Below are 24091 nucleotides of genomic sequence, written 5' to 3'. Positions count from 1 at the left end.
CCATTACCCATTTTTCCGCCTTGAACAGGCAGGGGGAGCTCTTTCACTGATGGCGAACGTGTTCGAACATCGGCGCGACACCGCGTGCGCCTGAAAGAGTCTTGATGCTGCTCGTCGTCGAACAGTTCCTGAACGGATTGCAGTTCGGCCTGCTGCTGTTTCTGCTCGCCGCCGGCCTGACGCTGGTGTTCGGGATCATGGATCTCGTCAACCTCGCGCACGGCTCACTCTACATGATGGGCGCCTATTTCGCCGCGACCTTCGCGGCGTGGACCGGCAGCTTCCTGCTCGGGGCGCTGATGGCGCTGGGGGCCACGCTGGTGCTCGGCATCGTGCTGGAGATGAGCGCGCTACGGCATCTCTATGGCCGCGACCATCTCGACCACGTGCTGGCGACCTTCGGCCTGATCCTGTTCTTCAACGAAGCGGTGCGGCTGATCTGGGGCCCGGCCGGCCTTGCGCTGCCGCTGCCGGCCTGGCTCACGGTGCCGGTGCCGATCCTGCCCGGCATTCACTATCCCGCCTATCGGCTCGCCATCATCGTGGTGGCGCTGCTGGTGGCGCTGCTGCTCTATCTCGGTGTGATGCGCACCCGCATCGGCATGCTGATCCGCGCCGGCGCCTCAAACCGCGAGATGATCGGTGCGCTCGGCATCAACATCAAGCTGCTCTACACGCTGGTGTTCGGCTTGGGCGCCGCGCTCGCCGGCCTTGCCGGCCTGATGCAGGCGCCGATCCTCACCGTGCAGATCGGCATGGGCGAGAACATCCTGATCCTCGCTTTCGTCATCATCGTGATCGGCGGCATCGGCTCGATCCGCGGCGCGTTCCTGGCCGCGATCTTCGTCGGCATGATCGACACGCTCGGCCGCGCCTTCCTGCCCAATCTGCTGCGGCAGGTGCTGAGCGGCGCCGCGGCCTCCACCGCCGCGCCCGCATTGTCCTCCATGCTGATCTACCTGCTGATGGCGATCGTGCTGGTGGTGCGGCCGGAGGGGCTGTTTCCGGCCAACCGTCGATGAAGTCTTTCACTGTGAGCAAGGCCGTCACGGCCCTGATGCTGGCGGGCCTCCTGCTGCTGCCGCTCTATTCGCAGCTCTCCGGCAATATCTTCATCCTGACGCTGTTCACCCGCATCATCATCCTGGCGCTCGCGGCCGCGAGCCTCAACCTCATCATGGGTTTTGGCGGCATGATGAGCTTTGGCCACGCCGCCTATCTCGGCATCGGCGGCTACGCGGTCGGCATGCTGGCGCAGGAAGGCGTCGGCAGCGGCTTCATCCAGTTTCCAGTCGCGCTCGCGGCTTCCGCGCTCTACGCGCTGGTGATCGGCGCGCTGTCGTTGCGGACCCGCGGCGTCTATTTCATCATGATCACGCTCGCCTTCGCGCAGATGGCCTATTACGTCGCTTCGGGGCTGGCGCGCTACGGCGGCGACGACGGCCTCACCGTCTACAAGCGCAGTGACTTCTCCGGGCTGATCAACCTGTCGAACCGCACGCAGTTCTATTATCTCTGCCTCGCCTGCCTCCTCGGCGTCATCTTCCTGATCTGGCGGATCGTCAATTCGCGCTTCGGCCTCGTCGTACAGGGCCTGCGCTCCAACGAGCAGCGCATGCAGGCGATCGGCTTCCCGGCAAAACGCTATAAGCTGGTCTGCTTCGTCATTTCAGGCACGATGTGCGGCCTCGCCGGCGCGCTGCTCGCCAACAACACCGACTTCGTCAGCCCGGCCGTGATGTACTGGACGCGCTCCGGCGACCTCATGGTGATGGTGATCCTGGGGGGCATGGGCACGCTGTTCGGCCCGATCATGGGCGCGGTGGTGTTCCTGCTGCTGGAGGAATTCCTGTCGCAGATCACCGAATATTGGGCGCTGATCATGGGCCCGCTGCTGCTGCTGATCGTGCTGTTCGGCCGTGGCGGCATCATGGGCATGCTGGGGAGGGCCGGCCGTGGCTGAACCCTTGCTTCGCGTCGAAAAGCTGGTGCGCCGCTTCGGCGGCATCGTTGCGACGGATAACGTCTCGCTCGACGTCGCCGCGGGCGAGCTGCACGCCATCATCGGCCCGAACGGCGCCGGCAAGACCACGCTGATTAGCCAGCTGACCGGGCATCTCGAGCCGCATTCCGGCAGCGTCTCGCTGGCGGGGCGCGACATCACCTATTTGCCGGCCTATCGTCGCTGCGCGCTGGGTCTGGCGCGTTCGTTCCAGATCACCTCGCTGCTGCTCGATTTCACCGCCGCGGACAACGTCGCGCTGGCGGCGCAGGCCCATGCCGGCACCTCGTTCCGCTTCTTTGCCAATGCGCGCAAGGAGCGATCCTTGCGCGATGTCGCGCATGCCGCGCTCGATCGCGTCGGCCTGTTGCATCGCGCCGATGTCGTGGTGAACAGGCTCAGCCATGGCGAGCGTCGCGAGCTCGAGCTCGCGGTCGCGCTCGCGAGCAAGCCGAAGCTCCTGCTGCTCGACGAGCCGATGGCGGGCTTAGGCGTCACCGAATCCCAGCGCATGGTGAAGCTGCTCCAGGAGCTGCGCAAGGAAGTCTCGATCGTGCTGGTCGAGCACGACATGCCGGCGGTGTTTGCGCTTGCCGACCGCATCACGGTGCTGGTCTATGGCCGCGTCATCGCCTCGGGCGATCCGGCCGCGATCCGTGCCAACGAGGACGTCAAGCGCGCCTATCTCGGCGACCAGCACGTGGTGACGCATCATGGCTGACACGCTGCTCGAGGTTGACGGCATCGAGACCTGTTACGGCCTCTCCCAGGTGCTGTTCGGCCTGTCGCTGTCGATCAGGCCGGGCGAGATGGTCTCGCTGATGGGCCGCAACGGCATGGGCAAGACCACGACCATCCGCTCCATCATGGGCCTGACCCCGGCGCGCGCCGGCAGCATTCGTTTCGCGGGCGCCGAGGTCAGGCAGCTTCCCTCCTACAGGATCGCAAAGCTCGGCGTCGGCCTGGTCCCCGAGGGACGCCAGATCTTCCCGAACCTCACTGTGCGCGAAAATCTGGTCGCGGCCGCCGCCGACCGCTTCGGCAGCCCCAATCCCTGGACGCTGGCCGCGATCTACGTGATGTTTCCGCGCCTTGCCGAACGCGCCGCCAACATGGGCAACCAGCTCTCCGGCGGCGAGCAGCAGATGCTCGCGATCGGCCGCGCGCTGATGACCAATCCGAAGCTCCTGATCCTTGACGAAGCGACCGAAGGCCTCGCGCCGCTGATCCGCGAAGAAATCTGGAACTGCCTGTCGCTGCTCAAGAGCCGCGGACAGTCGATCCTGGTCGTCGACAAGAACGTCGACCACCTCGCCCGCATCTGCGACCGCCACACCATCATCGAGCGCGGCAAGACGGTGTGGAGCGGCACGTCCGACCAGCTGATGGCGGAACCGGATCTCCAGCACAAATATCTCGGCATCTGACGCGCGTTCCTGCCGACCGCGCGCAACGCGCAAGATTCTCTTCGAGCAAATCCAGTTTCGAATTCCTCCAAACCGCGCGCAGAGCTCTTGAGCGCGCCGCCGCCAGCGGTCAAACAAGCCGCGGCGTAAGCGGATTCGATGCGGGACTTCTACGATCAAATTGTCGGACGGCCTCAACACGACATCGGTTCCGCACAGCCCGGCGCTTCGACAGCGCAATGGCTGGATTTTCCGGGCTGCGTGTTTGTCAGAGGCGGGTTTCGAGCCGATGCCGACGGCACTGCGATCGCAGCGCCGGGCCTGTTCATCTCGGTCTCCGTTGATGGTGGCGCAGGCCGCGGCATTCTGACGCGCAGCACCGGCTGCGAAGGGCAGATGACGGCAATTGCCGTGCGCGAAACCTGCGCGGCGGAACGCGCGGTTCACTCCGGCGAGCGTTGCGCGATCGGCCTGGCGTTTCCCCAAACCTCGATCGATGGGCTCGGACTCGGCGATGAGTTTCGGGCGCTGTTTGCGAACGACGTCTCGGGCGCAGCGATCCTCTCTCTGAGGGCGTCTGCGCGCATACAGGCGGTCGCGGCAGAAATGTTTTCGCCGCCGGTCACCGGCAACGCGGCGCAATTGCTGCTGTCGGCGCATGCCGCCGAGATCGTGGTCCACGCCTTGTTCGGCGAGCGCGGCCGGATTGCGACCGATCCTGCCACCGATCTGCAGTGGACGCGGCTGCAATCGGTGAAGCAGCGGATGGACGCCGATCTCGCCTATCCCTGGAGCATCGACGAACTGGCGCGGAACGCGGGGCTGAGCCGCAGGTCCTTCAACCAGAAATTCCGGATGGCATATGGCCAGAGCGCGATCGACTATCTCAGGGCTCAGCGGCTCGATGCCGCACGTGCCTTTTTGATTCACCAGCGCTTGTCCGTCACCGAAGCGGCCTATCGGGTCGGCTACGCCCATCCGGCAAATTTCGCGACGGCTTTCCGCAGACGCTTCGGCCATTCACCGAGCCGCTATCAGTAAACTCGAAAGCCTCCACGTGTGATCAAAGGTGATTTGCGCGCGCGCAAAGGCGGCGGCCGCTTTGATCTGGTTACACCCGGGTTGTTGAACACGGAACTCGGGGAAGACGATGAGGCGGAACGACGGGCAGACGCTCGGCTGGGAACGGATGGTGAGAACTGGTCTGGGAGCGGCCGGTTTGGGAATGGTCCTGCACGCGACGCCCTCGGCGGCACAGGTCTCCGGAACCAATTCGGCTTCGACGGCCGGCACATTGCCTCCGGTCACGGTGGAGGCACCGAGCCAGGCGCGTCCGCGTGCCCAATCTGTCCAGCGCGCCTCACAATCGCAGCGGGGACGCGTCGCGACGCCGCGCAATGCCGGGTCCGGACAAGCCAGAAACGCGGACACGCGCGAGGTGGGTAGCGGCCGCGCCAACGCGTCGAGCGAGAACAGCTATGTCGCAAGCAGCAGCTCGGCAGGCACGAAGACGAACACCCCGCTGCTGGAGACGCCGCAGTCGATCTCGGTCGTGACCCGCAAGGAGCTCAACGACCGCGCCGTGCAGACGCTGACCGAGGCGGTCGGCTATGAACCGGGCGTCCGCATCGATGCCTCCGGCTACGATCCGCGCTTCGACGCCATCTCGATCCGCGGCTTCGACATCACCTATAACGGCGTCTATCTCGACGGCTTGCGCCTCGTCGGCGCCGGTCTCGGCGTGTTCAAGACCGAGCCTTATGGTGTTGACAGCATCACCGTGGTGCGCGGGCCGAGCTCGGCCCTCTACGGTCTCGGCTCGCCCGGCGGATTGATCGACCTGCAAAGCAAGCTGCCGACCAGCCAGCCGTTCCACGAGGTGCAGACGGTGTTCGGCGATCGCGAGCGCGTTCAGGGCAATTTCGATCTCTCGGGTCCGGTCGATCCCAACGGCCAATTTTCCTATCGGTTGACCGGCGTCGTGCGCGACGCCGACGTGTTCGTGCCCGGCGGCAAGGACAATCGTGTCTATGTCGCCCCCGCCGTTACCTGGAAGCCGGACCAATCGACGACCCTCACCATTCTCGGCGCCTACCAGAAATCGAAGACGCCGGGGTCGATGTTCACCTATTCCACGGGCACCGGCACGACCACGGACATCTTCACCGGCAGTCCGTCCTACAATTCGCTGGACCAGGAGCAGGGCCGCGTCGGCTATTTGTTCGAGCATGCGTTCAACAATGCCGTGACCGTTCGCCAGAAATTCCGTTATGTCGATGTCGATGCGGTCACCCGCTATGTCGGCTTTCTCGGGGCTCCCGTCGGCAATGTCGTCTCGCGCTACACCGGCTACGTCCACGACACGCTGCAATCGGCCATCATGGACAACCAGGTCGAGGCAAAACTCTCGACCGGTCCCGTGCAGCACACGCTCCTGGTCGGCACCGACTACACGGCGTCGAAATTCAACGACAAGCAGGGATTTGGCTTCGGCGTCTCCGACCTCAATCTGGCCGCGCCGGCCTATGTGCCGGAATCGATTCCGGATCCCGCGATCTCGTCCTCAACGCAGCAGCGGCAGACCCAATCCGGCGTGTATATTCAGGACCAGGCCAAGCTCGACCACTGGATCCTGACGCTGAGCGGCCGCAGCGACTGGGTTCGCACCACGGGCGAGGATCAGTTCGCGCTGACCCGCCAGCAGCAGTCCGAACAGGCCTATAGCGGGCGAGCCGGGCTGACCTATGTGTTCGATTCCGGGGTGGCGCCTTACGTTGCCTATTCAACCTCGTTCTTTCCCAATCTCGGCGTCGATCCCACAGGCGCCTTCTTCAAGCCCACCACCGGCAAGCAGACCGAGATCGGCGTCAAATATCAGCCGCTGGGGACGAGGAGCTTCATCACTGCTGCGGTGTTCGACCTGACCCAGAGCGGGGGCCTCGTCACGACCGGGACCGGCGTCACGGTCCAGCGCGGCGAGATTCAAAGCCGCGGCTTCGAATTGCAGGCGCTGGCGAGCCTCGGCGGCGGTTTCGACATCACCTCGTCCTACACCTATCTCGACATGGTCACCAAGCAGGCCGGCGACAGTGCGCAGATCGGCAAGTTTCCGTCGGGCAATCCGCCGCACACCGCGACGCTGTGGGGCAACTATGCCCTGCCGCTGGCCGGCCCGTTTGCCGGGCTGAGCATCGGTGGCGGCGTGCGTTACATGTCCTGGAGCTATGGCGACGATCTGAACACGTTCAAGAACAGCTCGGTGACCTTGGTTGATGCTGCGCTGAAATATGATTTCGGCCAGGCGGCGAAGGAGCTGAAGGGCCTTCAGTTCCAGGTCAACGCCAAGAACCTGTTCAATCTGCACTACACGACGTGCCAGGTCGGATATTGCTACCGCGGTGCACCGCTGACCGTCATCGCAACGCTCGGCTATCGCTGGTGAGTTTCCCGCGGGACGGAGGCGGTCGGAGGATCACCATGGATCCCTTGACGGTGCAGTTCGCGGATGACGCGGGCTTCGCCCGGCGACTGCCGGCGTTTGGCTTTCGGCGCTTTGGTCAACCCGTCTTACCTGGTTCGACCTGCCCGCTGTTAGCGCGATAGACGGTGCGTGCCGATCTCGATCAGGGTGGACCGGCAGGACAAGCGGTAGATCAGACTGAACAATTGATCCCACATGACCGAACTCCACTGTTGATCATGGAACGGTAATCTGGACCCCGTCTCTTTCCGGCAGTTTTCGAGGCGCATGAAAAACGGCTTCTTCGCAGAGCGGAGTGATGTCGTCGGAACAGGGAGGACGAAGTCGCCTCACGCCGATGTGAGGCATATCCCTATCAAAACACCTCGAAATATTCGCGGTGCTCCCAGTCGGTCACCTCGGACAGGAAGCGGTCGATCTCGGCGTTCTTGATGTGGGTGTAGTAGTCGACGAACTCGGGCCCGAATTTCTCGCGGAAGAATGGATCGTCCTTCAGCGCGCTGACTGCATCGCGCAGCGATTTCGGCAGCAGCGGCGCCTTGGTCTCGTAGGGCGTGTCGGCGGAGGGACCGGGATCGAGCTTGCGGTCGACGCCGTCGAGGCCCGAGAGGATCTGCGAGGCCATGTAGAGATAGGGATTGGCGGCGGGCTCGCCGATGCGGTTCTCCAGGCGCGTTGCGGAATCATTGGCTCCGCCGAGCACGCGGATCATCACGCCGCGATTGTCGCGGCCCCAGATCGCGCGGTCCGGCGCCAGCGAGTAGGAACGGTAGCGCTTGTAGCCATTGATGGTCGGGGTGGTGAACACCGTCGAGGCACGGGCGTGCTCGAGCAGGCCGGCGAGGTAGGCCTTGCCGAACGCGCTGAGCGGCTCGCCGCCGTCTTTCACCATGAACAGATTCTCGCCGCTCGCGCGCGAGACGATCGACTGGTGCAGATGCCAGCCGCTCGCGAACACATTTGGCAGTTTCGGCCGGCACATGAAGGTGGCGTGATAGCCGTGACGGCGCGCGATCTGCTTCACGGCGCTCCGAAACAGCACCATGTTGTCGGCGGGCTCGATCCCCTTCCGCGGCGCGAAGGTGAATTCGCACTGGCTCGGCCCGAACTCGACCTCGACCGAGCGCAACGGCAGCCCGAGCGCGACGATGTCGCGGCGCAGGATCTCCAGCACCGGCTCCATCTGATCGAAGCGCTGCTCGGTGAGATATTGATAGCCGTGGCTGAGCAGGCTCACTGATGGTGGCGTGCCCGGCTGGCCGGCGTCCTCGGGCCGCATATGCGGGTCGTCGAGCCTGAAGATGTGGAATTCGACCTCGAGCCCGGCGACGAAATCGTGTCCGCGCGTGCCGAGTTCGTCCAGCGCGCGCTTGTAGAGCCCGCGCGTCGCGAACGGCACCGGGCGGCCGTCATTGAAGTAGAGGTCGCACAGCACCCAGCCCGTGGTCGGCGCCCACGGCAAAACCCGAAACGTGGTGGGGTCGGCGACCATCAGCACGTCGGCCGCGCCCTCCATCTCCTTCATGCCGAAACCGCCGCCCGCGGTGAACACCGGGAATACCGTGCGGTGCGAAGTATCCTTGGCCAGCATGGTGGTGGTGATGGAGCAACCGCTCTCCAGCGAGGCGATCGCCTCAGAGGCGATGATGGTCTTGCCGCGCAAGATGCCGTGCTGGTCGGGGAAGGCGAGCCGGATGACCTCGAGATTCTTCTCCTCGACGATGCGGCGCATGCGCGACGCCGCGTCCCTCTGCTCATCCGACCACAGCGCATGACGCGCGACGAAAGTCACTTTGCTCGTTCCTTCTCGCTCGATGAGAGTATAGCGCGCACTGTCATCGTCCGCCTTGTGCGCGCTGCGCACTGGGGCGGACGATCCAGTATTCCAGAGACGGCAACGTATCCACGAGAAGCCGCGGCGTACTGGATGCCCCGCTTTCGCGGAGCATGACAGCGGAGAATGTGGAGCCGCCGTTGCGACCCACCCTACGGGTCCGGTGCACGAACGTCACTCCGCCGCCGTCAGCCGGTGCACGTTGTCCGCGATCTCCTTCGGCACCGGTGCGGCCCAAGGTGCGCCGCGGCGGCGCTTGACGTCGACCTCCATCCAGTAGAGCTCCCACCCTTGGGTCGGCCCGATGCCGTCCATGGTGGCCGGTCCCTGGATGCTGCGTGCTCTGCTCTCGTCCAGGAACAGCATCGGCTTCTCGCCGCCAGAAACCTTCTCGATCTCCTGTCGCAGCAGGCGGCGATATTGCACGATCGCCTTGTCGCTCGAGCCGAGATGCTCCTTGGTGCGGTCCTGAATCGCGCCCATCGATTCCACCGCCCATTGGTCGTGGACGTTGATGTCGGTGCCCATGCCGGTATAGGTCGCGGTCTGCTGCTCGTGCGGATCGAAACCGTAATCGTTGCTGCGGTTCTTGCGCGAGACGTAGTCGGGCAGCTCATAGAGCTCGAGCCGCTGGTCGCGCATCTTCTGCTTGTCGACCGGGTTCGAATAGCTGGTGAAGACCGCGTACCAGTAGCAGTTCTCGTCGTCGATCGGCACGTGCCACTGCGTGATCGTCATCTCCGTGCTCATGGGAATGACGAAGCCGTGCGGGAAGAGCTGGTTGGTGACGCGCACATGGGTGCGCTCCTCGTCGATCTCGCGCAGCGCGATCAGCCGCAGGCCGTATTCGGTGTGCTCGACATTGATGATCGGGCGGTCGTATTCGCGCAGGATTTTCGTCATCGGCAGGTCGGAGCCCGCGGAGGCGCCGCGGAACTGCTTGCCGTAGGCGGTCGAGGTGTCCTCGTCCTCGAAGAAGCGGTGCAGATAGGAGGCGTGCGCGGGGTCGATGCCGACCTCGAGCGCCTGCAGCCAGTTGCAGGCCATGTGGCCCTTGAACGCAAAGGTGTGCGTGCCGGGCGCGACGAAACAGTCGAGCTCCGGAAAAGCCGGCGGCTCACCCTCACCGAGATAGGCCCAGAGGATGCCGCTCTTCTCGACCACGGGATAAGAGCGCTGGCGGATGTTCTGGCAGAGCTTCGAGTCCTTCGGCTCGGCCGGCGTCTCGATGCACTGGCCGGTGGCGTCGAACAGCCAACCGTGGAAGGCGCAGCGCAGACCGCCATGCTCGAGCCGTCCGAACGCGAGGTCGGCGCCGCGATGCGCGCAGTGGCGGTCGATCAGGCCGTAGCGTCCGGTCTCGTCGCGAAACAGCACTAGATTTTCGCCCAGCAGATTGACGGGACGGATCGGACGATCCCCTTCGAGCTCATCCACCAGCGCCGCCGGCTGCCAGTAGCTCCGCATCAGCTTTCCGCAGGGGTCCTTCGGACCGGTGCGGGTGATCAGGTCGTTCTGCTCCTGGCTCATCATGGCAGTAGCATCCCTTTGTGGAGTGGCGTTTGTTCGCCTATTGAACGAATGGGCGAATTATGACATGCCTTGGAGCAGCAGCAAGCACTATTTTGCAGGATTGTCCCGTCACCATGCCCAAACTGAAGCGGAGCGAGACCGACGAGCGCGCGACGGATTTCGTCGAAGCGCTCGATCGCGGCCTGCGCCTGCTGCAATGCTTCGGCGCGACGGCAGGTCCGACGACGCTGAGCGATCTCGCCCGCGCTGCAGACCTGCCGCGCGCCACCGCCCGGCGTATGCTGTTCACGCTCCAGCGCGGCGGTTTTGTCAGCGGCGATGGCAGGCTGTTCACGCTGACGCCGCATGTGCTGACGCTTGCTGCGTCCTACTTGCGCTCCAACCAGCTCGTCGCCGTGCTTCAGCCGGTGCTCGATCGCGTTGCGACCGCGGCGAACGAAATCTCCTCGCTCGCGGTGCTCGACGGCAATGACGTCGTGTTCATTGCCCGAGGCAGCCCGGCGCGCGTGTTCTCGGGCGGATTGGAGATCGGCTACCGCCTGCCGGCGTTCTGCACCTCGGTCGGCCGCGCCATGCTCGGCCAGATCGACGATGCCGACCTTGCCGCGCGCCTGAAAGCGATGACGCGCGAGGCGCTGACGCCGCAGACGGTCACCGACGCCAAGGCGCTGCTCGCGCGCATCGTCGCCGACCGCGCGCAGGGCTATTCACTGGTCGACCGCGAGGCCGAGCCGCATTTCCGCTCGATCTCGGTTCCGGTGCGCCGCTACGACGACGTGATCGTCGCCGCCATCAACATGGGCGCCCATGTCGACCGTGTGCCGGCGCAGGAGCTGCTCGACCGCTTCCTGCCGCTGTTGCGGGAAGGCGCGGACTCCGTGCGTTCGCAACTGCTCTAGCTGTAACCCGGGTGAGCGTCGCGATACACCGGGGAAGCATCGCAAGACCCCGGATGTCGCTTCGCTGATCCGGGCTACAGGACTATAATGCCCGCAACGCAAGAACCCAGGGAGCACGCCATGCAACATACCATGGTTCCCAGTGATCGCGTCGAGCACGTCGCTGTGTACGGTGTCGACGGCACGAAGCTCGGTACGATCGAGCGATTGATGCTCGACAAGGTCAGTGGAACGGTCGCTTACGCGGTGATCAAGACCGGCAGGTTGCTCGGGACACATCACCATTATCCCGTGCAGTGGACCGCGTTGAAATATGATCCGGGACGCCAGGCTTTCCAGGTCGAACTGACGCCGGAGCAATTGAGCAGCGGTCCCTGCGAATTCGATGGCGATGAGTTCGATTGGGGCGACCGCTCGCGGCCCTACCAGCATCCGAACTACTGGTCGATCTAGCAAGTAAGACGGCCCGGCCGCCCGCATTCTCGGCGCGGATGCGGCTGGGCCCGAGCCGCAGCCGCCGAGCAGTGGCTGACGTGAGCGTCCACCTATCCGGCGAGCGGCTGTTCGCCGACCTTGGGCCAATAAGTGCCAAAGCTCCAGAGGCCGCCCTCTGGATCGCGCGCGGCGAAATCGCGGCTACCATAGTCGGTTGTGTAGGGCTCCATCTCGATCTGTGCTCCAGCGGCTTTCACCCTCTCATAGAGCGCGTCGGCATCATCAACGGCCAGATAGACGGCATCCGTCCGCCGGCCGCCGATGTCACCAACTTGTTTGCCGTAGGCGTCGTCGCGATGCGCGCCAAGCATGAGGATCGACGATCCGAACGCCAGCTCGGCGTGAATGACCGTGCCCTCGTTGCGGTACACCACGCGTTCGGCGAAGCCGAGAACGTTCTTCAGCCAGGCGATCATCGCCTCCGCATCCTTGCAGCGCATGGTGTGGTAGAGGCGCGGCGCTTCATAGCCGTTCGGCTGGTTCATGAAACTCTCCAGGTTCGGTACAAGACGTTCGATGCAAGTGCTTGCAAGCTTGCTGCAGAGCTGACCCTAGTTCGGATCACGGCGGCCGGCTTGAACAAATGGGACTTGACCGTCTCGCGCCGTCTGGCCGCTGTTTTGGCGCTAGCCCCCGCCATCGCGCATCAGGCGAGGATCGACGACCTCCAGCCGCGCGGCCCATCCGGTCGGCGTCTCGCCGCTGAAGATCCGGAAATCGCGCGCGAGATGTGCCTGGTCGGCATAGCCGGCGTCCGCGGCAATTGCCGCCCAGCCGCCCGTGCCGTCCGTCCGGGCCAGCGCGCAGGCTCGATGAAAGCGCAGCATCTGCGCCAGCGTTTTCGGCGCAACGCCGATCTCGTTGTGGAAGCGGCGCGTGAGATGCTTGCGGCTCCAGCCGATGTCGGAGGCGATGTCGGCGATCCTGACCGCGCCCGCGCCTCGCCAGAGCGTCTCCAGGGCGAATGCAACCGCAGGCGAGGGCTCGTGCACGGCGCGGCGACGCACGAAGTCTTCCACGATCTCGAATCGCCGCTGCCAACCGACCGCGTCGGCCACCCTGGCGCGGAGGTTCTCGCCATCCCGTCCCAGAATGTCGTCGAGGCCGACCATGCGTGCGGTCAGATCGGGCACGGCGCCTCCGAAGAAGCGATACGCCCCGAGCGGCGTGAAATCGACCTGAACGCATTCGGCGCGGCCGTCGGATTCGATCACGACCGGCCCGGGAAACAGACCCGCCGCGAAACTCGGCTGCGCGTCGGCACGATCTGGTTGGTGTCCGAGGGCAATACGGAAGGGCGTTCCCAGATTCACCAGGAGAGGCAGCGCCAGCGGCGCGGCGTGCCGGAAGGCCGCCAAGCCGAGGCCGCGCTCGCGGTAGAACGAGATGCTGGAGATCAGCCGCGCAAGGCGCGGCGAGGCCGGTCGACGGATGACATCGGCAGGTGCGTCCATCGTGCGTCTCATTCGTTCGCGCGCAGCATGGCGCCAAGTTTATCGGCACGTTTGCAGTGTCGTAGCCCGGGTGAGCGAAGCGATACCCGGGAAAGTCATGGCGAGTCCCGGATGTCGCTTCGCTCATCCGGGCTACGGCTCCGCGCTCTACTGCGCTTCCGCCTCGCGCTCCATGTCGCGGCCGGACAGATCCTCGCCCTGCATGTTGGCGTAATCGCGCGCCATCTCGCGCATCAGGAATTTTGCGGGCACGTCGTGATAGGTGCCGCGGTCGTTGACATATTGCATGTAGGTGCGGCCTTCTCCGTCGAAGGGATGCAGTAGCGCGTCGGTATGGCCGTCGAAATCGAGCGGGGCCACGCCGACCTTGGCGCACAGCGTGTCGTTGAAGGTTGGCGTCGCCTTGCGCCAGCCGCCATCGACATGCACCTCCGTAAAGCCGTGCCAGGTGAAGATGTCCGTGCCCATGCTCGCGCGCAGCTTCTCTGTGGTGAGGTGGTTCTTCACGTCCGCAAAGCCGACCCGTGCGGGAATGCCATGCACGCGGCAGGCGGCGGCATAAAGCGCGGCCTTGCCGACGCAATAGCCCTGGCCTGCGGCGAGAACGCTCGAAGCACGAAACGTCTCGGCGACACGCATGCTGACATAGGGATTGTAGCGGATACCGTCGCGCACCGCCTTGTAGAGCACGCTCGCCTTCTCGCGCGCGCTCGCATCCGCGCGCACCGCGTCGGCCGCAAATTGCTGCACGGCCGGATGATCGCTGTCGATGTACTCGCCGGGATCGGTGTAGAGACGGCGGATAGTATCGGGAAGGATATCGGTCATGCCGGGAGCTTAGCAGGCGATCGCCGCGGAACTCAAATCACGCGATACGGTCCATGATGCGCCTTCGAATTGCGTCGAGGCGCTGCCGCCCTCTCACTGCCGGTTGCGCATCCAGTCGGCGAGGCCCGATATCGCCTTGTCGAGCTCCTGCCGCGCCGCCGTGTCGGTGACCGTCTCCTCCATCGCGCCGCGCATGCAGAGCATCCAGGCATCGCGCTCGGCATCGCCGATGGCAAAGCCGAGGTGGCGCTGCCGCAGCCGCGGATGGCCCTTCTCGGGCGTGTAGAGGCGCGGTCCGCCGGTCCATTCGCTCAGGTAGCGCTTCAGCACGTCCCTGATCAGGCCGAGATCGTCCGCATGCATTGCGCGGATCACCTGCGCCTCAGGCAGCGTGTCCATGCGGTCGTAGAAGCGGTCGACGAGGGCGTCGATCGTGGCGCTGCCGCCGATCCGCTCGAACATGGAGGTGGTGACGTCGGTGGAGCTCATCTCTACAGCGCCACGCTGCGCAGGCCAAAACTGCGGGCTTCGTTCTGCAGCACCGGCCGCACCGCATCGATCAGCCGTGCGGCTGCCGCATCCACGCTGAGTCCCGCGGTATCCACCACCGCCGTCGCGCGCGAGTACAGCGGCTCGCGGCTGAGCAGGATGTTGCGCAGCTCCGCCATCGCGGAGCGGTCGTCGGCCATCGGGCGCAGGTCGCCCTGGCGACGGACGCGGGCCATGTGCTCTTCGGGCTCGGCCTTCAGCCAGATCGTGTAGAACGAGGTCAGGATCTGGTCGAAAGTCAGCGGCTCGGAGACGATGCCGCCGCCGGTCGCCAGCACCATCAGCTCGTTGCGCGCGAGCAGCTGCTGCAGCGCTGCCTGCTCCATGCGGCGAAAGCCTTCCTGGCCGTACAGCGCGATGATCTCGGCGACCGAGAGGCCGTTCTGCTGCTCGACCTCCTTGTTGAGCTCGACAAAACTCCAGCCGACCTTCTTCGCCAGCATGCGCCCGAGCGTCGACTTGCCGGCGCCGCGCAGGCCGATCAGCGCGATGCCGCAGAACGGCGCACGCCGCGGCGCGGAGGCGCTGCCGCCGGCGAGCAGATCTTTTGCCTGCGCGATCTGCGCAGGCGTGGCCTTGCGCAGCAGGTCGCGAAACATCTGCCAGTCCGGCGTCGGATCGGCACTGGGAAGCAGGTCTTCGAGATGCGCGCCCATCGCGTCGGAGACGCGGCGCAGCAGCACGATGGAGACATTGCCCTTGCCGCTTTCGAGCTGCGCGATGTAGCGCTCCGAGATCCCAGATACCTTGGCGAGCACTTTGCGCGACATGCCGCGCAACGCGCGCATGGTGCGCACGCGCTGGCCGAGCTGTTCGAGGAAGCGGGATTCGGCGTCGGGACTTTCGGTCATGAGCCTTCTTTAAGGGATGTCTTTTTGAAGGATGTCCTGCGGCGCATTTTAATGAAACATAATGCCTGCTAGCATTGACAGCAAGCCGCTGCGGTGTCTTTCTATGAATTATAATTCTAAATTCGGGGAGAAGTCCGTGAGCGAGGGATCCTATAACGCGGTGACCTGGCTGCTCGACCGCAACGTCAGGGAGGGCCGGGGCAACAAGCTGGCCTTCGACGACACCGTCTCGCGGCTCACCTATGGCGAGCTGCAGCACCAGAGCTGCCGCGCCGCCAACATGCTGCGCCGGCTCGGCGTCCGCCGCGAGGAGCGGGTGGCGATGATCATGCTCGATACGGTCGACTTCCCGATCGTGTTCCTGGGTGCGATCCGCGCCGGCATCGTGCCGGTGCCGCTGAACACGCTGCTGACCGCGGACCAATACGCCTACATCCTCGCCGACTGCCGCGCGCGCGTCCTGTTCGTCTCCGAGGCGCTCTACCCTGTTATCAAGGACGTCGTCGGCCGCATGCCCGATCTCGAGCATGTCGTTGTGTCCGGCGCCAAGCAGAACGGCCACAAGCAGCTCGCGGAGGAGATCGCGGGCGAGAGTGATCAGTTCACCACCGCCGCGACGCATCCGGATGAGCCGGCGTTCTGGCTCTATTCGTCCGGCTCGACCGGCATGCCCAAGGGCGTGCGCCATATCCATTCCAATTTGCAGGCGACCGCCGACACCTACGCCAAACAGGTGCTCGGCATTCGCGAGAGCGACGTGTGTCTTTCAGCGGCCAAGCTGTTTTTCGCCTATGGGCTCGGCAATGCGCTGACCTTCCCGATGTCGGTCGGCGCCAGCGTGATCCTCAACAGCGAGCGCCCGACGCCGGCGCGCATGTTCGACCTGATGAACCGCTACAAGCCGTCGATCTTCTATGGCGTGCCGACATTGTTCGCGGCCATGCTCAACGACGAGACCATGAAGGCCGAGCGCGGCGGCGGCGCCTTGCGCATCTGCACCTCGGCCGGCGAGGCGCTGCCGGAATCCGTTGGCACCAGCTGGAAGGCGCGCTTCGGCGTCGACATTCTCGACGGCGTCGGCTCGACCGAGCTGTTGCACATCTTCCTGTCGAACGCGCCCGGCGACATCAAATACGGCTCCTCCGGCAAGCCGGTGCCGGGCTATGCGGTGCGGCTCGTCAATGAGGCCGGGCAAGATGTTGCCGACGGCGAGGTCGGTGAGCTCCTGGTCGATGCACCCTCGGCCGGCGAAGGCTACTGGAATCAGCGCCACAAGAGCCGCCGCACTTTTGAGGGACCGTGGACCCGCACCGGCGACAAATATGTAAGGGATGCGGAAGGCCGCTACACCTTCTGCGGCCGCGCCGACGACATGTTCAAGGTCTCCGGCATCTGGGTCTCGCCGTTCGAGGTCGAGAGCGCGCTGATCACGCATCCCGCCGTGCTGGAGGCCGCCGTCGTGCCCGAGGCCGATCCGGAAGGGCTGTTGAAGCCAAAAGCCTTTGTCGTGCTGCGGCCGGGCGCGACGACGAGCGATCTTCAGGAAATGCTGAAGGAACACGTCAAGCAGAAGATCGGCCCGTGGAAATATCCGCGCTGGATCGACGTGGTGGAGTCCCTGCCGAAGACGGCGACGGGAAAGATCCAGCGGTTCAAGCTGCGGGAAGGGGCGAATTGAGATCGCACATGTTGTGCTGCGCGGTCACCACGAACTCCGCTGCGTTCCCTCCCCCACAAGGGGGGAGGGAACGACTGAGCGAGTGGCGCGTGATCGCGTCCCACGATGCTACGACGGAAGAAGAGCGCAATCATGACCAACCTCACCCCCACCGGCTTCCTCAGCATCGGCGGCGCCAGCCTCGAATATAAATGGCTCGCGCCCGCATCGGCCGACGCACCGACCATCGTCATGCTGCACGAAGGCCTCGGCTCGGTCGGGCTCTGGGGCGATTTCCCCGAGAAGCTGCAGCAAGCCACCGGTGCCGGCATCTTCGCCTATTCGCGCGCCGGCTACGGCCAGTCGAGCCCGGTGACATTGCCGCGGCCGCTGGACTACATGCAGCGCGAGGCGCTGGACGTGCTGCCGAAGCTGCTCGATGCGATCGGCTTCAGGCGCGGCCTGCTGCTCGGCCATTCCGACGGCGCCTCGATCGCGACGATCTATGCCGGCGCGCATCAGGACCACCGCCTGAGCGGCCTCGTGCTGATCGCGCCGCATTTCATCGTCGAGGACATCTCGGTGAAATCCATCGCGGAGATCAAGACGAGCTTCGAGACCACGGACCTGAAGGCCAAGCTGGCGCGCTGGCACAAGGACGTCGACAACGCCTTCTACGGCTGGAACGGTGCCTGGCTCGATCCGAAATTCCGCGACTGGGACATCTCGGAATATCTGGCCTATATCCGCGTTCCCATGATGGTCGTGCAAGGTGCTGGCGACCAATATGGGACACTGCGTCAGGTCGAAATTGCGCAGGAAGAGTGTTACTGTCCGGTAGATTTTAAAGTCATTTCAGACGCGGGCCATTCCCCGCATCGTGAAGCGCCGGGGGCGACGCTTGACGCGATTGAGCAGTTTGCAAAAGCGGCCCTGCGCGACGATCAGGGACTCCAGGTACGCGCCGCATGACCATGCGGAGGCACATCCATGAATGTGCCTTCACATGCGACCGGCCAATTGCCATGGCCGCAATGGGCCTATGTCCCGGGGGAGACCGGCGCCATCGAGGCCGATGACGAAACGCTTCGCTTGGCCAAGGCGCTGGTGCCCTCGGCCTTTCGCGGCTACGTGCCGGCCCGCCATCCGGCGCTGCGCTACGGCCTCGCGCTCAACGACCGCGGCTATTTCTGGGAAGCGCAGGAGGTGCTGGAGACGGTGTGGGCCGCAGCCCCGCAGAGCGGCCGCGAACGCATTCTGCTGCGCGCCTGCATCCACATCGCCAATGCCAATCTGCGGCTGCGCATGCAGAAGGCGCATTCGGCCGCGCGGCTGTTCGGCGACGCTCTGACCGAGCTGCGGGCGTTGAGCGCGCGCAAGGTCGCAAGCGGCGGCGACGGCTTTGTCGAGAGCTTTCCGGTCGCGGCCCTGGTGGCGCTGCTCCAGGCGAAGATCGGCCGCCCGCAGCTCGCGAAGGCCGACTGGATCGCGCTGGGTGCCATTGTGCGGTCCTGGCCGACTGCATGAAACAAAGTGCATGCATCGGCGGTTGAGGGCTAGACGCATCCAAAAAGATGCACTATTGTGCATCTAACGGTAAACCAAAACGAGCTCAAGGGTGGCCCATGGCCGGGGAAGATCGGCGCCTCGCAGGCGGCGCGACATTCATCGATTTCCAGACCGAACCGTCCCGCTACAAGCACTGGAAGCTCGCGGTCGACGGTGACGTCGCGACGCTGACCATGGACGTCGACGAAAATGGCGGCCTGTTCGAGGGCTATCTGCTCAAGCTCAACTCCTACGATCTCGGCGTCGACATCGAGCTGGCGGATGCGGTCCAGCGGCTGCGCTTCGAGCATCCGGAAGTGAAGGTCGTGCTGATGCGCTCGGCCAAGAACCGCGTGTTCTGCGCCGGCGCCAACATCCGCATGCTCGCGGGCTCGACCCATGCCCACAAGGTGAACTTCTGCAAATTCACCAACGAGACCCGCAACGGCATGGAAGATTCCTCCGAGAATTCCGGCCAGCGCTTCATCACCGTGGTGAACGGCTCCGCCGCCGGCGGCGGCTATGAGCTGGCGCTTGCGACCGACCACATCATCCTCGCCGACGACGGCTCGTCGGCGGTCGCTTTGCCCGAAGTGCCGCTGCTTGCGGTGCTGCCTGGCACCGGCGGGCTCACCCGCGTGGTCGACAAGCGCAAGGTGCGCCGCGATCACGCCGATTTCTTCTGCACCATCGAGGAAGGCGTGAAGGGCAAGCGCGCCGTGCAATGGCGCCTCGTCGATGAGATCGCGCCGAACTCCAAGCTCGAGGCCAAGATCGCCGAGCGTGCCAAGGAGTTCGCGACCGCCTCGAAGCGGAAGGGCAGCGGCAAGGGCGTCGCGCTGACGCCGCTCAAGCGCATCATCGACGAGACCAGCATCCGTTACAGCTTTGTCACCGTCGATATCGACCGTGCCGCTCGTATCGCCACCATCTCGATCAAGGCGCCGGAGACCGCAGCACCCGCCGACATCGACGGCATGATGGCGCTGGGCGCGTCGTTCTGGCCGCTCCAGGTCGCGCGTGAGCTCGACGACGCCATCCTGCATTTGCGCATCAACGAGCTCGAGATCGCCATGCTGGTGTTCAAGAGCCATGGCGACCGCGCTCATGTGCTCGCGCACGACGCCTTCCTCGAAGCCAACAAGGCGCATTGGCTGGTCAACGAGATCAGGCACTATTGGAAGCGCGTGCTCAAGCGCATCGACGTCACCTCGCGCACGCTGGTGACGCTGGTCGAGCCCGGCTCCTGCTTTGCCGGCACGCTCGCCGAGCTCGTCTTCGCCGCCGACCGCTCCTACATGCTGATCGGCACGCGCCAGGGCGACAACCGCCCGCCGCCGTCGATCGAGCTCTCTGCCATGAATTTCGGCCCGTATCCGATGAGCCACGGCCTGACGCGGCTGGAGTCGCGCTTCCAGGCCGATCCGTCGGATGTGGAGCGCGCCGAGGCCACGATGGGCACCGCGCTCGACGCCGAGCAGGCCGAAGAGCTCGGCCTCGTCACCTTCGCGCTCGACGACATCGACTGGGACGACGAGGTCCGCGTGTTCCTGGAGGAACGCGCCAGCTTCTCGCCGGACAGCCTCACCGGCATGGAAGCAAGCCTGCGCTTCGTCGGCCCCGAGACGATGGAATCGAAAATCTTCTCGCGCCTGACCGCGTGGCAGAATTGGATCTTCCAGCGCCCCAACGCGGTCGGCGAGGAAGGCGCGCTGCGCCGCTACGGCAGCGGGCAGAAGCCGAAATTCGATATGACGCGAGTCTAGCGAGTAGGGAGTGGCGAATGGCGAATAGGAGTTTCCATTCGCTACTCGCCATCCGCCATTCGCCCCTTTAACGAGCTAGTCCCCCACGGGAGGTCCACATGAACATGAACATCATGAACGTCGACTACTCGACCAAGATTCCGAACAACGTTAATCTCGCCGAAGATCGCCAGGTGCTCAAAGCGCTCGAGGGCTGGCATCCCGGCTACATGGATTGGTGGAGCGACATGGGGCCGGAAGGCTTCCAGGAGTCGCTGGTGTATTTGCGCACCGCCTATTCGGTCGATCCGCGCGGCTGGGCCAAGTTCGACTATGTCCGCATGCCCGACTATCGCTGGGGCATTCTGCTTGCCCCGCAGGAAGAGAGCCGCGTCGTGCCGTTCGGCGAGCATTACGGCGAGCCGGCCTGGCAGGAAGTCCCGGGCGAGCATCGCGCCATGCTGCGCCGCCTGATCGTGATCCAGGGCGACACCGAGCCTGCTTCCGTCGAGCAGCAGCGCCATCTCGGCAAGACCGCGCCCTCGCTCTACGACATGCGCAACCTGTTCCAGGTCAATGTCGAGGAAGGCCGCCATCTTTGGGCGATGGTCTATCTGCTGCAGAAATATTTCGGCCGCGACGGCCGTGAAGAAGCAGATGATTTGCTGCGCCGACGCTCCGGCGATGCCGATGCCCCGCGCATGCTGGGCGCCTTCAACGAGGCGACGCCGGACTGGCTGTCCTTCTTCATGTTCACCTATTTCACCGACCGTGACGGCAAGATGCAGCTGCACTCGCTGGCGCAGTCCGGCTTCGATCCCTTGTCGCGCACCTGCCGCTTCATGCTCACGGAAGAAGCGCACCACATGTTCGTCGGCGAGACCGGCATCACCCGCGTCGTGCAGCGCACTTGCGATGCGATGCGCGAGGCCGGCATCACCGATCCCACCGACATCGCGAAAGTTCGTGCGCTCGGGGTGATCGATCTTCCGACCATCCAGAAGAAGCTGAACCTGCACTATACGCTGTCGCTCGATCTGTTTGGCTCGGAAGTCTCGACCAACGCGGCCAACGCCTTCAACGCCGGCATCAAGGGCCGCTATCACGAGACCCAGATCGAGGACGATCACCAGCTCAAGAACGCCACCTATCCGGTGCTGAAGTTCATCAACGGCGAGATCAAGCTGGTCGATGAGCCGGCGCTGACCGCGCTCAACATGCGCCTGCGCGACGATTACAGCCAGGATTGCGTCAAGGGCATGCTGCGCTGGAACAAGGTGATCTCGACCGCGGGCTACGACTTCAAGCTGACCTTGCCCAACGTCGCCTTCCATCGCCACATCGGCGAGTTCAAGGACGTGCGCGCGACGCCCGACGGGCTCCTGATCGACGACGCCACCTGGGCGAAGCGCAAGGACGAATGGCTGCCCTCGACCGCCGACGGCGACTTCATCACCTCCCTGATGCAGCCCGTCACCGAGAGCGGCAAGTTCGCCTCGTGGATCTCGCCGCCGAAGGTCGGCATCGACAACAAGCCCGGCGATTTCGAGTACGTGAAGATCGAGTCGTAGAGGCTGGCGAGTAGCGAGTAGCGAATGGGGCAATAAACACCATTCGCCATTCGCTACTCACCATTCGCCCCCTCAGCTATCCCACCCGCTCCCCTTGATCCCCGGGTTGGCGTAAACGATGCCGCCGTCCACCGCGATGGTTGCGCCCACCACGTAATCGCCCGCGCGCGAGGCGAGATAGATTGCGGCGCCCGCCATGTCCTCGTCGGTGCCGATGCGCCCCGCGGGGACGCGCGTTGCGACTTCGTCGCCATGGTCGCGGGCGGCGCGGTTCATGTCGGACTGGAACGGGCCCGGCGCGATCGCCGTGACCACGACGTGGTCGGAGATCAGCTTCACCGCCATGCGCCGGGTCAAATGGATCAGCCCGGCCTTGCTCGCGGCGTAGGAATAGGTCTCCATCGGATTGACGAAGATGCCGTCGATCGAGGCGATGTTGATCACTTTCGCCGGCCGCTCCGCGCTTGCGGCTGCGCGCAGCGGCGCGGCCAGCGCCTTGGTCAGGAAGAACGGCGCCTTGACGTTGAGGTTCATCACCTTGTCCCAGCCGCTCTCCGGAAACTCGTCGAACTCCGCGCCCCAGGCGGCACCGGCATTGTTGACCAGGATATCGAGTTTCGGCTCGCGCTTCCTGAACTCGGTTGCGAGCAGTTCGGCGCCGGCGAGCGTCGAGATGTCGATCGGCAGTGCGATGCACTCGCCGTCATATTGCGCGGTGAGCGCCTTGGCGGTCTCCTCGCACGGTCCCGCCTTGCGCGCGGTGATGTAGACCTTCGCGGCGCCGGCGCTGAGAAATCCTGCTGCGATCATTTTGCCGATGCCGCGCGAGCCGCCGGTCACCAGTGCGACGCGGTCTTTGAGCGAGAACAGATCGTTGAACATGATGCCTCCCTTGGTTGGCGCTCGTTGTGAGCGGCGAGGGGTGGGGAGTCAAGGAAGGCACTGGGATGCGATAGGAGTGTGGCGCGAGAGCGCTCCGTCCAAGGCGGTGTCGTCCCCGCGAACGCGGGGACCCATAACCACAGGGAGTGGTTTGGCGATGTCTCGTCGTTCGGTACTTCTACCAGACGCAATCGATAAATTCCGCGGTATGGGTCCCTGCTTTCGCAGGGACGACGGCGGAGATTGGGGAAGCTACGCCGCCGCGATCCGGCGGAAGCCGTTCCACATCGCGGTCGCCGCGCCCGAGGTCAGCACCGGCAGGATTCGCGCGTCCTGGTAGTTGCCGTTGAGCGAGACGCGCGGCAGCGCCGTCATGTGGGCGGCATTGTCAGCGAACAGCATGCCGGGCCGCGTCGTTACCGCGGTCTTGAAGCCCGCCGTTGCAGCAAGGCCGAACTCGCGCATCCCCGCGGCCTCGCGGTCGCCATAGGGATAGGCGAGATGCAGCACGGGGCGCTGCAGCGCTTGCTCGATCCGCGCACGGCTCGTGGCGATTTCCTGCGCGGCGACGTCTTCGGCCACCTTGGCGAGATTGCAATGGCTGACGCTATGCGCGCCGATCGTGACCAGCGGATCGGCGGCAAAGCTCCTCACCTCGGCCCAGGACAGGCAGAGGCTGCGGCACAGCGCTTCCATGTCGACATCGTATGTCGTGCAGAGCGCCTCGATCTCTCGCGCCAGATCGTGCTCGCCCGGCAGTGCCCGCAGCCAGTCGTGCAGGCGGTCGAACGTTGCCTGCTTGGCGGCGGGTGTCGTGGCATCGAGCCGCAGTGCGGAATTGCCTATTCTGACGTCGACCTGCTCGGTCTTGGCGATCACGGCTTCCAGCGCCGCCCACCACAGCCGTCCAGTGCCCTCGGCAAAATCGCTCGCGACATAGACCGCCAGAGGCGCGTCAAATTCGCGCAGCACGGGCAGCGCATAGTCCAGATTATCGCGATAGCCGTCATCGAGGGTGAAGGCAGCGAAGCGGCGGTCGAACCGGCCCTGCACCAGCCGCTCATGCAGCTCGTCCATGCTGACGATGTCGATGTCGCGCGAGCGCAGATGGCACAGCGTCGCGCGCAGGAACTCGGGGGTGACTTCGAGATGCCGGTTCGGCTGGAACGCGGCCTCACGGGCCGGTCGCACGTGGTGCAGCATGAAAATGGCGCCGACGCCCGACAAAAGCGGGCGCAGCAGGTGGTGCGCCCCGCTGAAATAGAGTGCTTCCAGCCCGGCGCGGATGACGTTGTTACGCAGTTGTTTCATGACCCGCTGGCGGACTCTGGCATTCCGCTTTCAACTTACGGAAGA

General features: G+C 64.7%; 22 protein-coding genes. 13 read left to right on the top strand and 9 right to left on the bottom strand.

All coding sequences use genetic code 11. The features are described 5' to 3' along the window. Positions 1 to 104: 104 nt before the first annotated feature. The 6 genes from RAD10_RS02115 to RAD10_RS02090 all read left to right on the top strand — a co-directional run bounded on the left by RAD10_RS02115 (position 105) and on the right by RAD10_RS02090 (position 6850). Positions 105 to 1022 (top strand): branched-chain amino acid ABC transporter permease, encoded by a 918-nt coding sequence (locus RAD10_RS02115; protein ID WP_028139755.1) that lies wholly within the window; start codon positions 105 to 107, stop codon positions 1020 to 1022. Then, positions 1019 to 1963, top strand: coding sequence for a branched-chain amino acid ABC transporter permease (locus RAD10_RS02110; RefSeq protein ID WP_104464537.1), 945 nt, complete (start codon positions 1019 to 1021; stop codon positions 1961 to 1963). Before RAD10_RS02115 ends, RAD10_RS02110 begins: the two co-directional genes overlap by 4 nt. Then, on the top strand, positions 1956 to 2723 hold the full coding sequence (locus RAD10_RS02105) for an ABC transporter ATP-binding protein (protein WP_461616130.1): 768 nt from the start codon (positions 1956 to 1958) through the stop codon (positions 2721 to 2723). The genes RAD10_RS02110 and RAD10_RS02105 overlap by 8 nt, the downstream gene beginning before the upstream one ends. Continuing rightward, a complete protein-coding gene (locus RAD10_RS02100; RefSeq protein ID WP_461616129.1) occupies positions 2716 to 3429 on the top strand; it encodes an ABC transporter ATP-binding protein in 714 nt (237 codons plus the stop codon). Before RAD10_RS02105 ends, RAD10_RS02100 begins: the two co-directional genes overlap by 8 nt. A gap of 240 nt (positions 3430 to 3669) precedes the next feature. Further along, entirely contained in the window at positions 3670 to 4449 is a 780-nt protein-coding gene (locus RAD10_RS02095) for an AraC family transcriptional regulator (RefSeq protein ID WP_461616128.1), read from the top strand. Between the two features lie 109 nt (positions 4450 to 4558). Further along, positions 4559 to 6850 (top strand): TonB-dependent siderophore receptor, encoded by a 2292-nt coding sequence (locus tag RAD10_RS02090; RefSeq protein WP_461616127.1) that lies wholly within the window; start codon positions 4559 to 4561, stop codon positions 6848 to 6850. Between the two features lie 394 nt (positions 6851 to 7244). Here RAD10_RS02090 and RAD10_RS02085 read toward each other — a convergent pair whose 3' ends face one another. Both RAD10_RS02085 and RAD10_RS02080 read right to left on the bottom strand, forming a co-directional pair. After that, positions 7245 to 8681, bottom strand: coding sequence for a glutamine synthetase family protein (locus tag RAD10_RS02085; protein WP_461616126.1), 1437 nt, complete (start codon positions 8679 to 8681; stop codon positions 7245 to 7247). Between the two features lie 216 nt (positions 8682 to 8897). Further along, the gene (locus RAD10_RS02080) at positions 8898 to 10256 is read right to left on the bottom strand and encodes an aromatic ring-hydroxylating dioxygenase subunit alpha (RefSeq protein ID WP_461616125.1); all 1359 of its coding nucleotides are present in this window, start codon (positions 10254 to 10256) and stop codon (positions 8898 to 8900) included. A gap of 113 nt (positions 10257 to 10369) precedes the next feature. Here RAD10_RS02080 and RAD10_RS02075 point away from each other — a divergent pair, with 113 nt between their 5' ends. Both RAD10_RS02075 and RAD10_RS02070 read left to right on the top strand, forming a co-directional pair. Then, the gene (locus RAD10_RS02075) at positions 10370 to 11155 is read left to right on the top strand and encodes an IclR family transcriptional regulator domain-containing protein (protein ID WP_461616124.1); all 786 of its coding nucleotides are present in this window, start codon (positions 10370 to 10372) and stop codon (positions 11153 to 11155) included. 120 nt (positions 11156 to 11275) lie between these two features. Next, positions 11276 to 11608, top strand: a complete 333-nt coding sequence (locus RAD10_RS02070) for a PRC-barrel domain-containing protein (protein ID WP_461616123.1) — start codon at positions 11276 to 11278, stop codon at positions 11606 to 11608. 92 nt (positions 11609 to 11700) lie between these two features. On the opposite strand, the gene RAD10_RS02065 is transcribed toward RAD10_RS02070, so the two are convergent. The 5 genes from RAD10_RS02065 to RAD10_RS02045 form a co-directional block, all read right to left on the bottom strand. After that, entirely contained in the window at positions 11701 to 12135 is a 435-nt protein-coding gene (locus RAD10_RS02065; protein WP_461616122.1) for a VOC family protein, read from the bottom strand. Positions 12136 to 12276: 141 nt separating this feature from the next. Beyond that, on the bottom strand, positions 12277 to 13104 hold the full coding sequence (locus tag RAD10_RS02060; RefSeq protein WP_461616121.1) for a helix-turn-helix domain-containing protein: 828 nt from the start codon (positions 13102 to 13104) through the stop codon (positions 12277 to 12279). 147 nt (positions 13105 to 13251) lie between these two features. Beyond that, positions 13252 to 13932: a transglutaminase-like domain-containing protein gene (locus tag RAD10_RS02055; RefSeq protein ID WP_461616120.1), complete on the bottom strand. Its 681-nt coding sequence runs from the start codon at positions 13930 to 13932 to the stop codon at positions 13252 to 13254. 93 nt (positions 13933 to 14025) lie between these two features. Then, positions 14026 to 14421, bottom strand: coding sequence for a group II truncated hemoglobin (locus RAD10_RS02050; RefSeq protein ID WP_461616119.1), 396 nt, complete (start codon positions 14419 to 14421; stop codon positions 14026 to 14028). Between the two features lie 2 nt (positions 14422 to 14423). Beyond that, the gene (locus tag RAD10_RS02045; RefSeq protein ID WP_461616118.1) at positions 14424 to 15332 is read right to left on the bottom strand and encodes a helix-turn-helix transcriptional regulator; all 909 of its coding nucleotides are present in this window, start codon (positions 15330 to 15332) and stop codon (positions 14424 to 14426) included. Between the two features lie 136 nt (positions 15333 to 15468). Between RAD10_RS02045 and RAD10_RS02040 the strand changes: the two genes are divergently transcribed. The 5 genes from RAD10_RS02040 (at position 15469) to boxB (ending at position 21853) form a co-directional block, all read left to right on the top strand. Continuing rightward, a complete protein-coding gene (locus RAD10_RS02040; RefSeq protein WP_461616117.1) occupies positions 15469 to 17010 on the top strand; it encodes a benzoate-CoA ligase family protein in 1542 nt (513 codons plus the stop codon). A gap of 132 nt (positions 17011 to 17142) precedes the next feature. Next, positions 17143 to 17961, top strand: a complete 819-nt coding sequence (locus RAD10_RS02035; protein ID WP_461616116.1) for an alpha/beta fold hydrolase — start codon at positions 17143 to 17145, stop codon at positions 17959 to 17961. An 18-nt stretch (positions 17962 to 17979) separates the two neighbouring features. After that, positions 17980 to 18516, top strand: coding sequence for a DUF309 domain-containing protein (locus RAD10_RS02030; protein ID WP_461616115.1), 537 nt, complete (start codon positions 17980 to 17982; stop codon positions 18514 to 18516). A 98-nt stretch (positions 18517 to 18614) separates the two neighbouring features. Further along, complete coding sequence (gene boxC / locus RAD10_RS02025; RefSeq protein ID WP_461616114.1) at positions 18615 to 20303, top strand: 2,3-epoxybenzoyl-CoA dihydrolase; 1689 nt, start codon at positions 18615 to 18617, stop codon at positions 20301 to 20303. Between the two features lie 98 nt (positions 20304 to 20401). Beyond that, complete coding sequence (gene boxB / locus RAD10_RS02020) at positions 20402 to 21853, top strand: benzoyl-CoA 2,3-epoxidase subunit BoxB (RefSeq protein ID WP_461616113.1); 1452 nt, start codon at positions 20402 to 20404, stop codon at positions 21851 to 21853. Positions 21854 to 21925: 72 nt separating this feature from the next. Here the strand turns inward: boxB and RAD10_RS02015 are convergent, their stop codons facing one another. Together RAD10_RS02015 and RAD10_RS02010 are read right to left on the bottom strand one after the other, a co-directional pair. Continuing rightward, positions 21926 to 22735: an SDR family oxidoreductase gene (locus RAD10_RS02015; protein WP_461616112.1), complete on the bottom strand. Its 810-nt coding sequence runs from the start codon at positions 22733 to 22735 to the stop codon at positions 21926 to 21928. Positions 22736 to 22987: 252 nt separating this feature from the next. Next, entirely contained in the window at positions 22988 to 24046 is a 1059-nt protein-coding gene (locus tag RAD10_RS02010) for a polysaccharide deacetylase family protein (protein WP_461616111.1), read from the bottom strand. Between the last annotated feature and the right edge of the window lie 45 nt (positions 24047 to 24091).

It is taken from the genome of Bradyrhizobium sp. 23AC, assembly GCF_054863025.1.
The sequence above is the reverse complement of the archived record's forward strand: the minus strand, read 5'-3'. Positions and strand labels throughout refer to the sequence as shown.

What these genes read in the sequence shown, in the direction of transcription:
- RAD10_RS02115 (WP_028139755.1), top strand. Translation starts at nt 105, where the DNA reads ATGCTGCTCGTCGTCGAACAGTTCCTGAACGGATTGCAGTTCGGCCTG.
- RAD10_RS02110 (WP_104464537.1), top strand. Translation starts at nt 1,019, where the DNA reads ATGAAGTCTTTCACTGTGAGCAAGGCCGTCACGGCCCTGATGCTGGCG.
- RAD10_RS02100 (WP_461616129.1), top strand. Translation starts at nt 2,716, where the DNA reads ATGGCTGACACGCTGCTCGAGGTTGACGGCATCGAGACCTGTTACGGC.
- RAD10_RS02090 (WP_461616127.1), top strand. Translation starts at nt 4,559, where the DNA reads ATGAGGCGGAACGACGGGCAGACGCTCGGCTGGGAACGGATGGTGAGA.
- RAD10_RS02080 (WP_461616125.1), bottom strand. Translation starts at nt 10,256, where the DNA reads ATGATGAGCCAGGAGCAGAACGACCTGATCACCCGCACCGGTCCGAAG.
- RAD10_RS02075 (WP_461616124.1), top strand. Translation starts at nt 10,370, where the DNA reads ATGCCCAAACTGAAGCGGAGCGAGACCGACGAGCGCGCGACGGATTTC.
- RAD10_RS02070 (WP_461616123.1), top strand. Translation starts at nt 11,276, where the DNA reads ATGCAACATACCATGGTTCCCAGTGATCGCGTCGAGCACGTCGCTGTG.
- RAD10_RS02065 (WP_461616122.1), bottom strand. Translation starts at nt 12,135, where the DNA reads ATGAACCAGCCGAACGGCTATGAAGCGCCGCGCCTCTACCACACCATG.
- RAD10_RS02060 (WP_461616121.1), bottom strand. Translation starts at nt 13,104, where the DNA reads ATGGACGCACCTGCCGATGTCATCCGTCGACCGGCCTCGCCGCGCCTT.
- RAD10_RS02055 (WP_461616120.1), bottom strand. Translation starts at nt 13,932, where the DNA reads ATGACCGATATCCTTCCCGATACTATCCGCCGTCTCTACACCGATCCC.
- RAD10_RS02050 (WP_461616119.1), bottom strand. Translation starts at nt 14,421, where the DNA reads ATGAGCTCCACCGACGTCACCACCTCCATGTTCGAGCGGATCGGCGGC.
- RAD10_RS02045 (WP_461616118.1), bottom strand. Translation starts at nt 15,332, where the DNA reads ATGACCGAAAGTCCCGACGCCGAATCCCGCTTCCTCGAACAGCTCGGC.
- RAD10_RS02035 (WP_461616116.1), top strand. Translation starts at nt 17,143, where the DNA reads ATGACCAACCTCACCCCCACCGGCTTCCTCAGCATCGGCGGCGCCAGC.
- RAD10_RS02030 (WP_461616115.1), top strand. Translation starts at nt 17,980, where the DNA reads ATGAATGTGCCTTCACATGCGACCGGCCAATTGCCATGGCCGCAATGG.
- boxC (WP_461616114.1), top strand. Translation starts at nt 18,615, where the DNA reads ATGGCCGGGGAAGATCGGCGCCTCGCAGGCGGCGCGACATTCATCGAT.
- boxB (WP_461616113.1), top strand. Translation starts at nt 20,402, where the DNA reads ATGAACATGAACATCATGAACGTCGACTACTCGACCAAGATTCCGAAC.
- RAD10_RS02015 (WP_461616112.1), bottom strand. Translation starts at nt 22,735, where the DNA reads ATGTTCAACGATCTGTTCTCGCTCAAAGACCGCGTCGCACTGGTGACC.
- RAD10_RS02010 (WP_461616111.1), bottom strand. Translation starts at nt 24,046, where the DNA reads ATGAAACAACTGCGTAACAACGTCATCCGCGCCGGGCTGGAAGCACTC.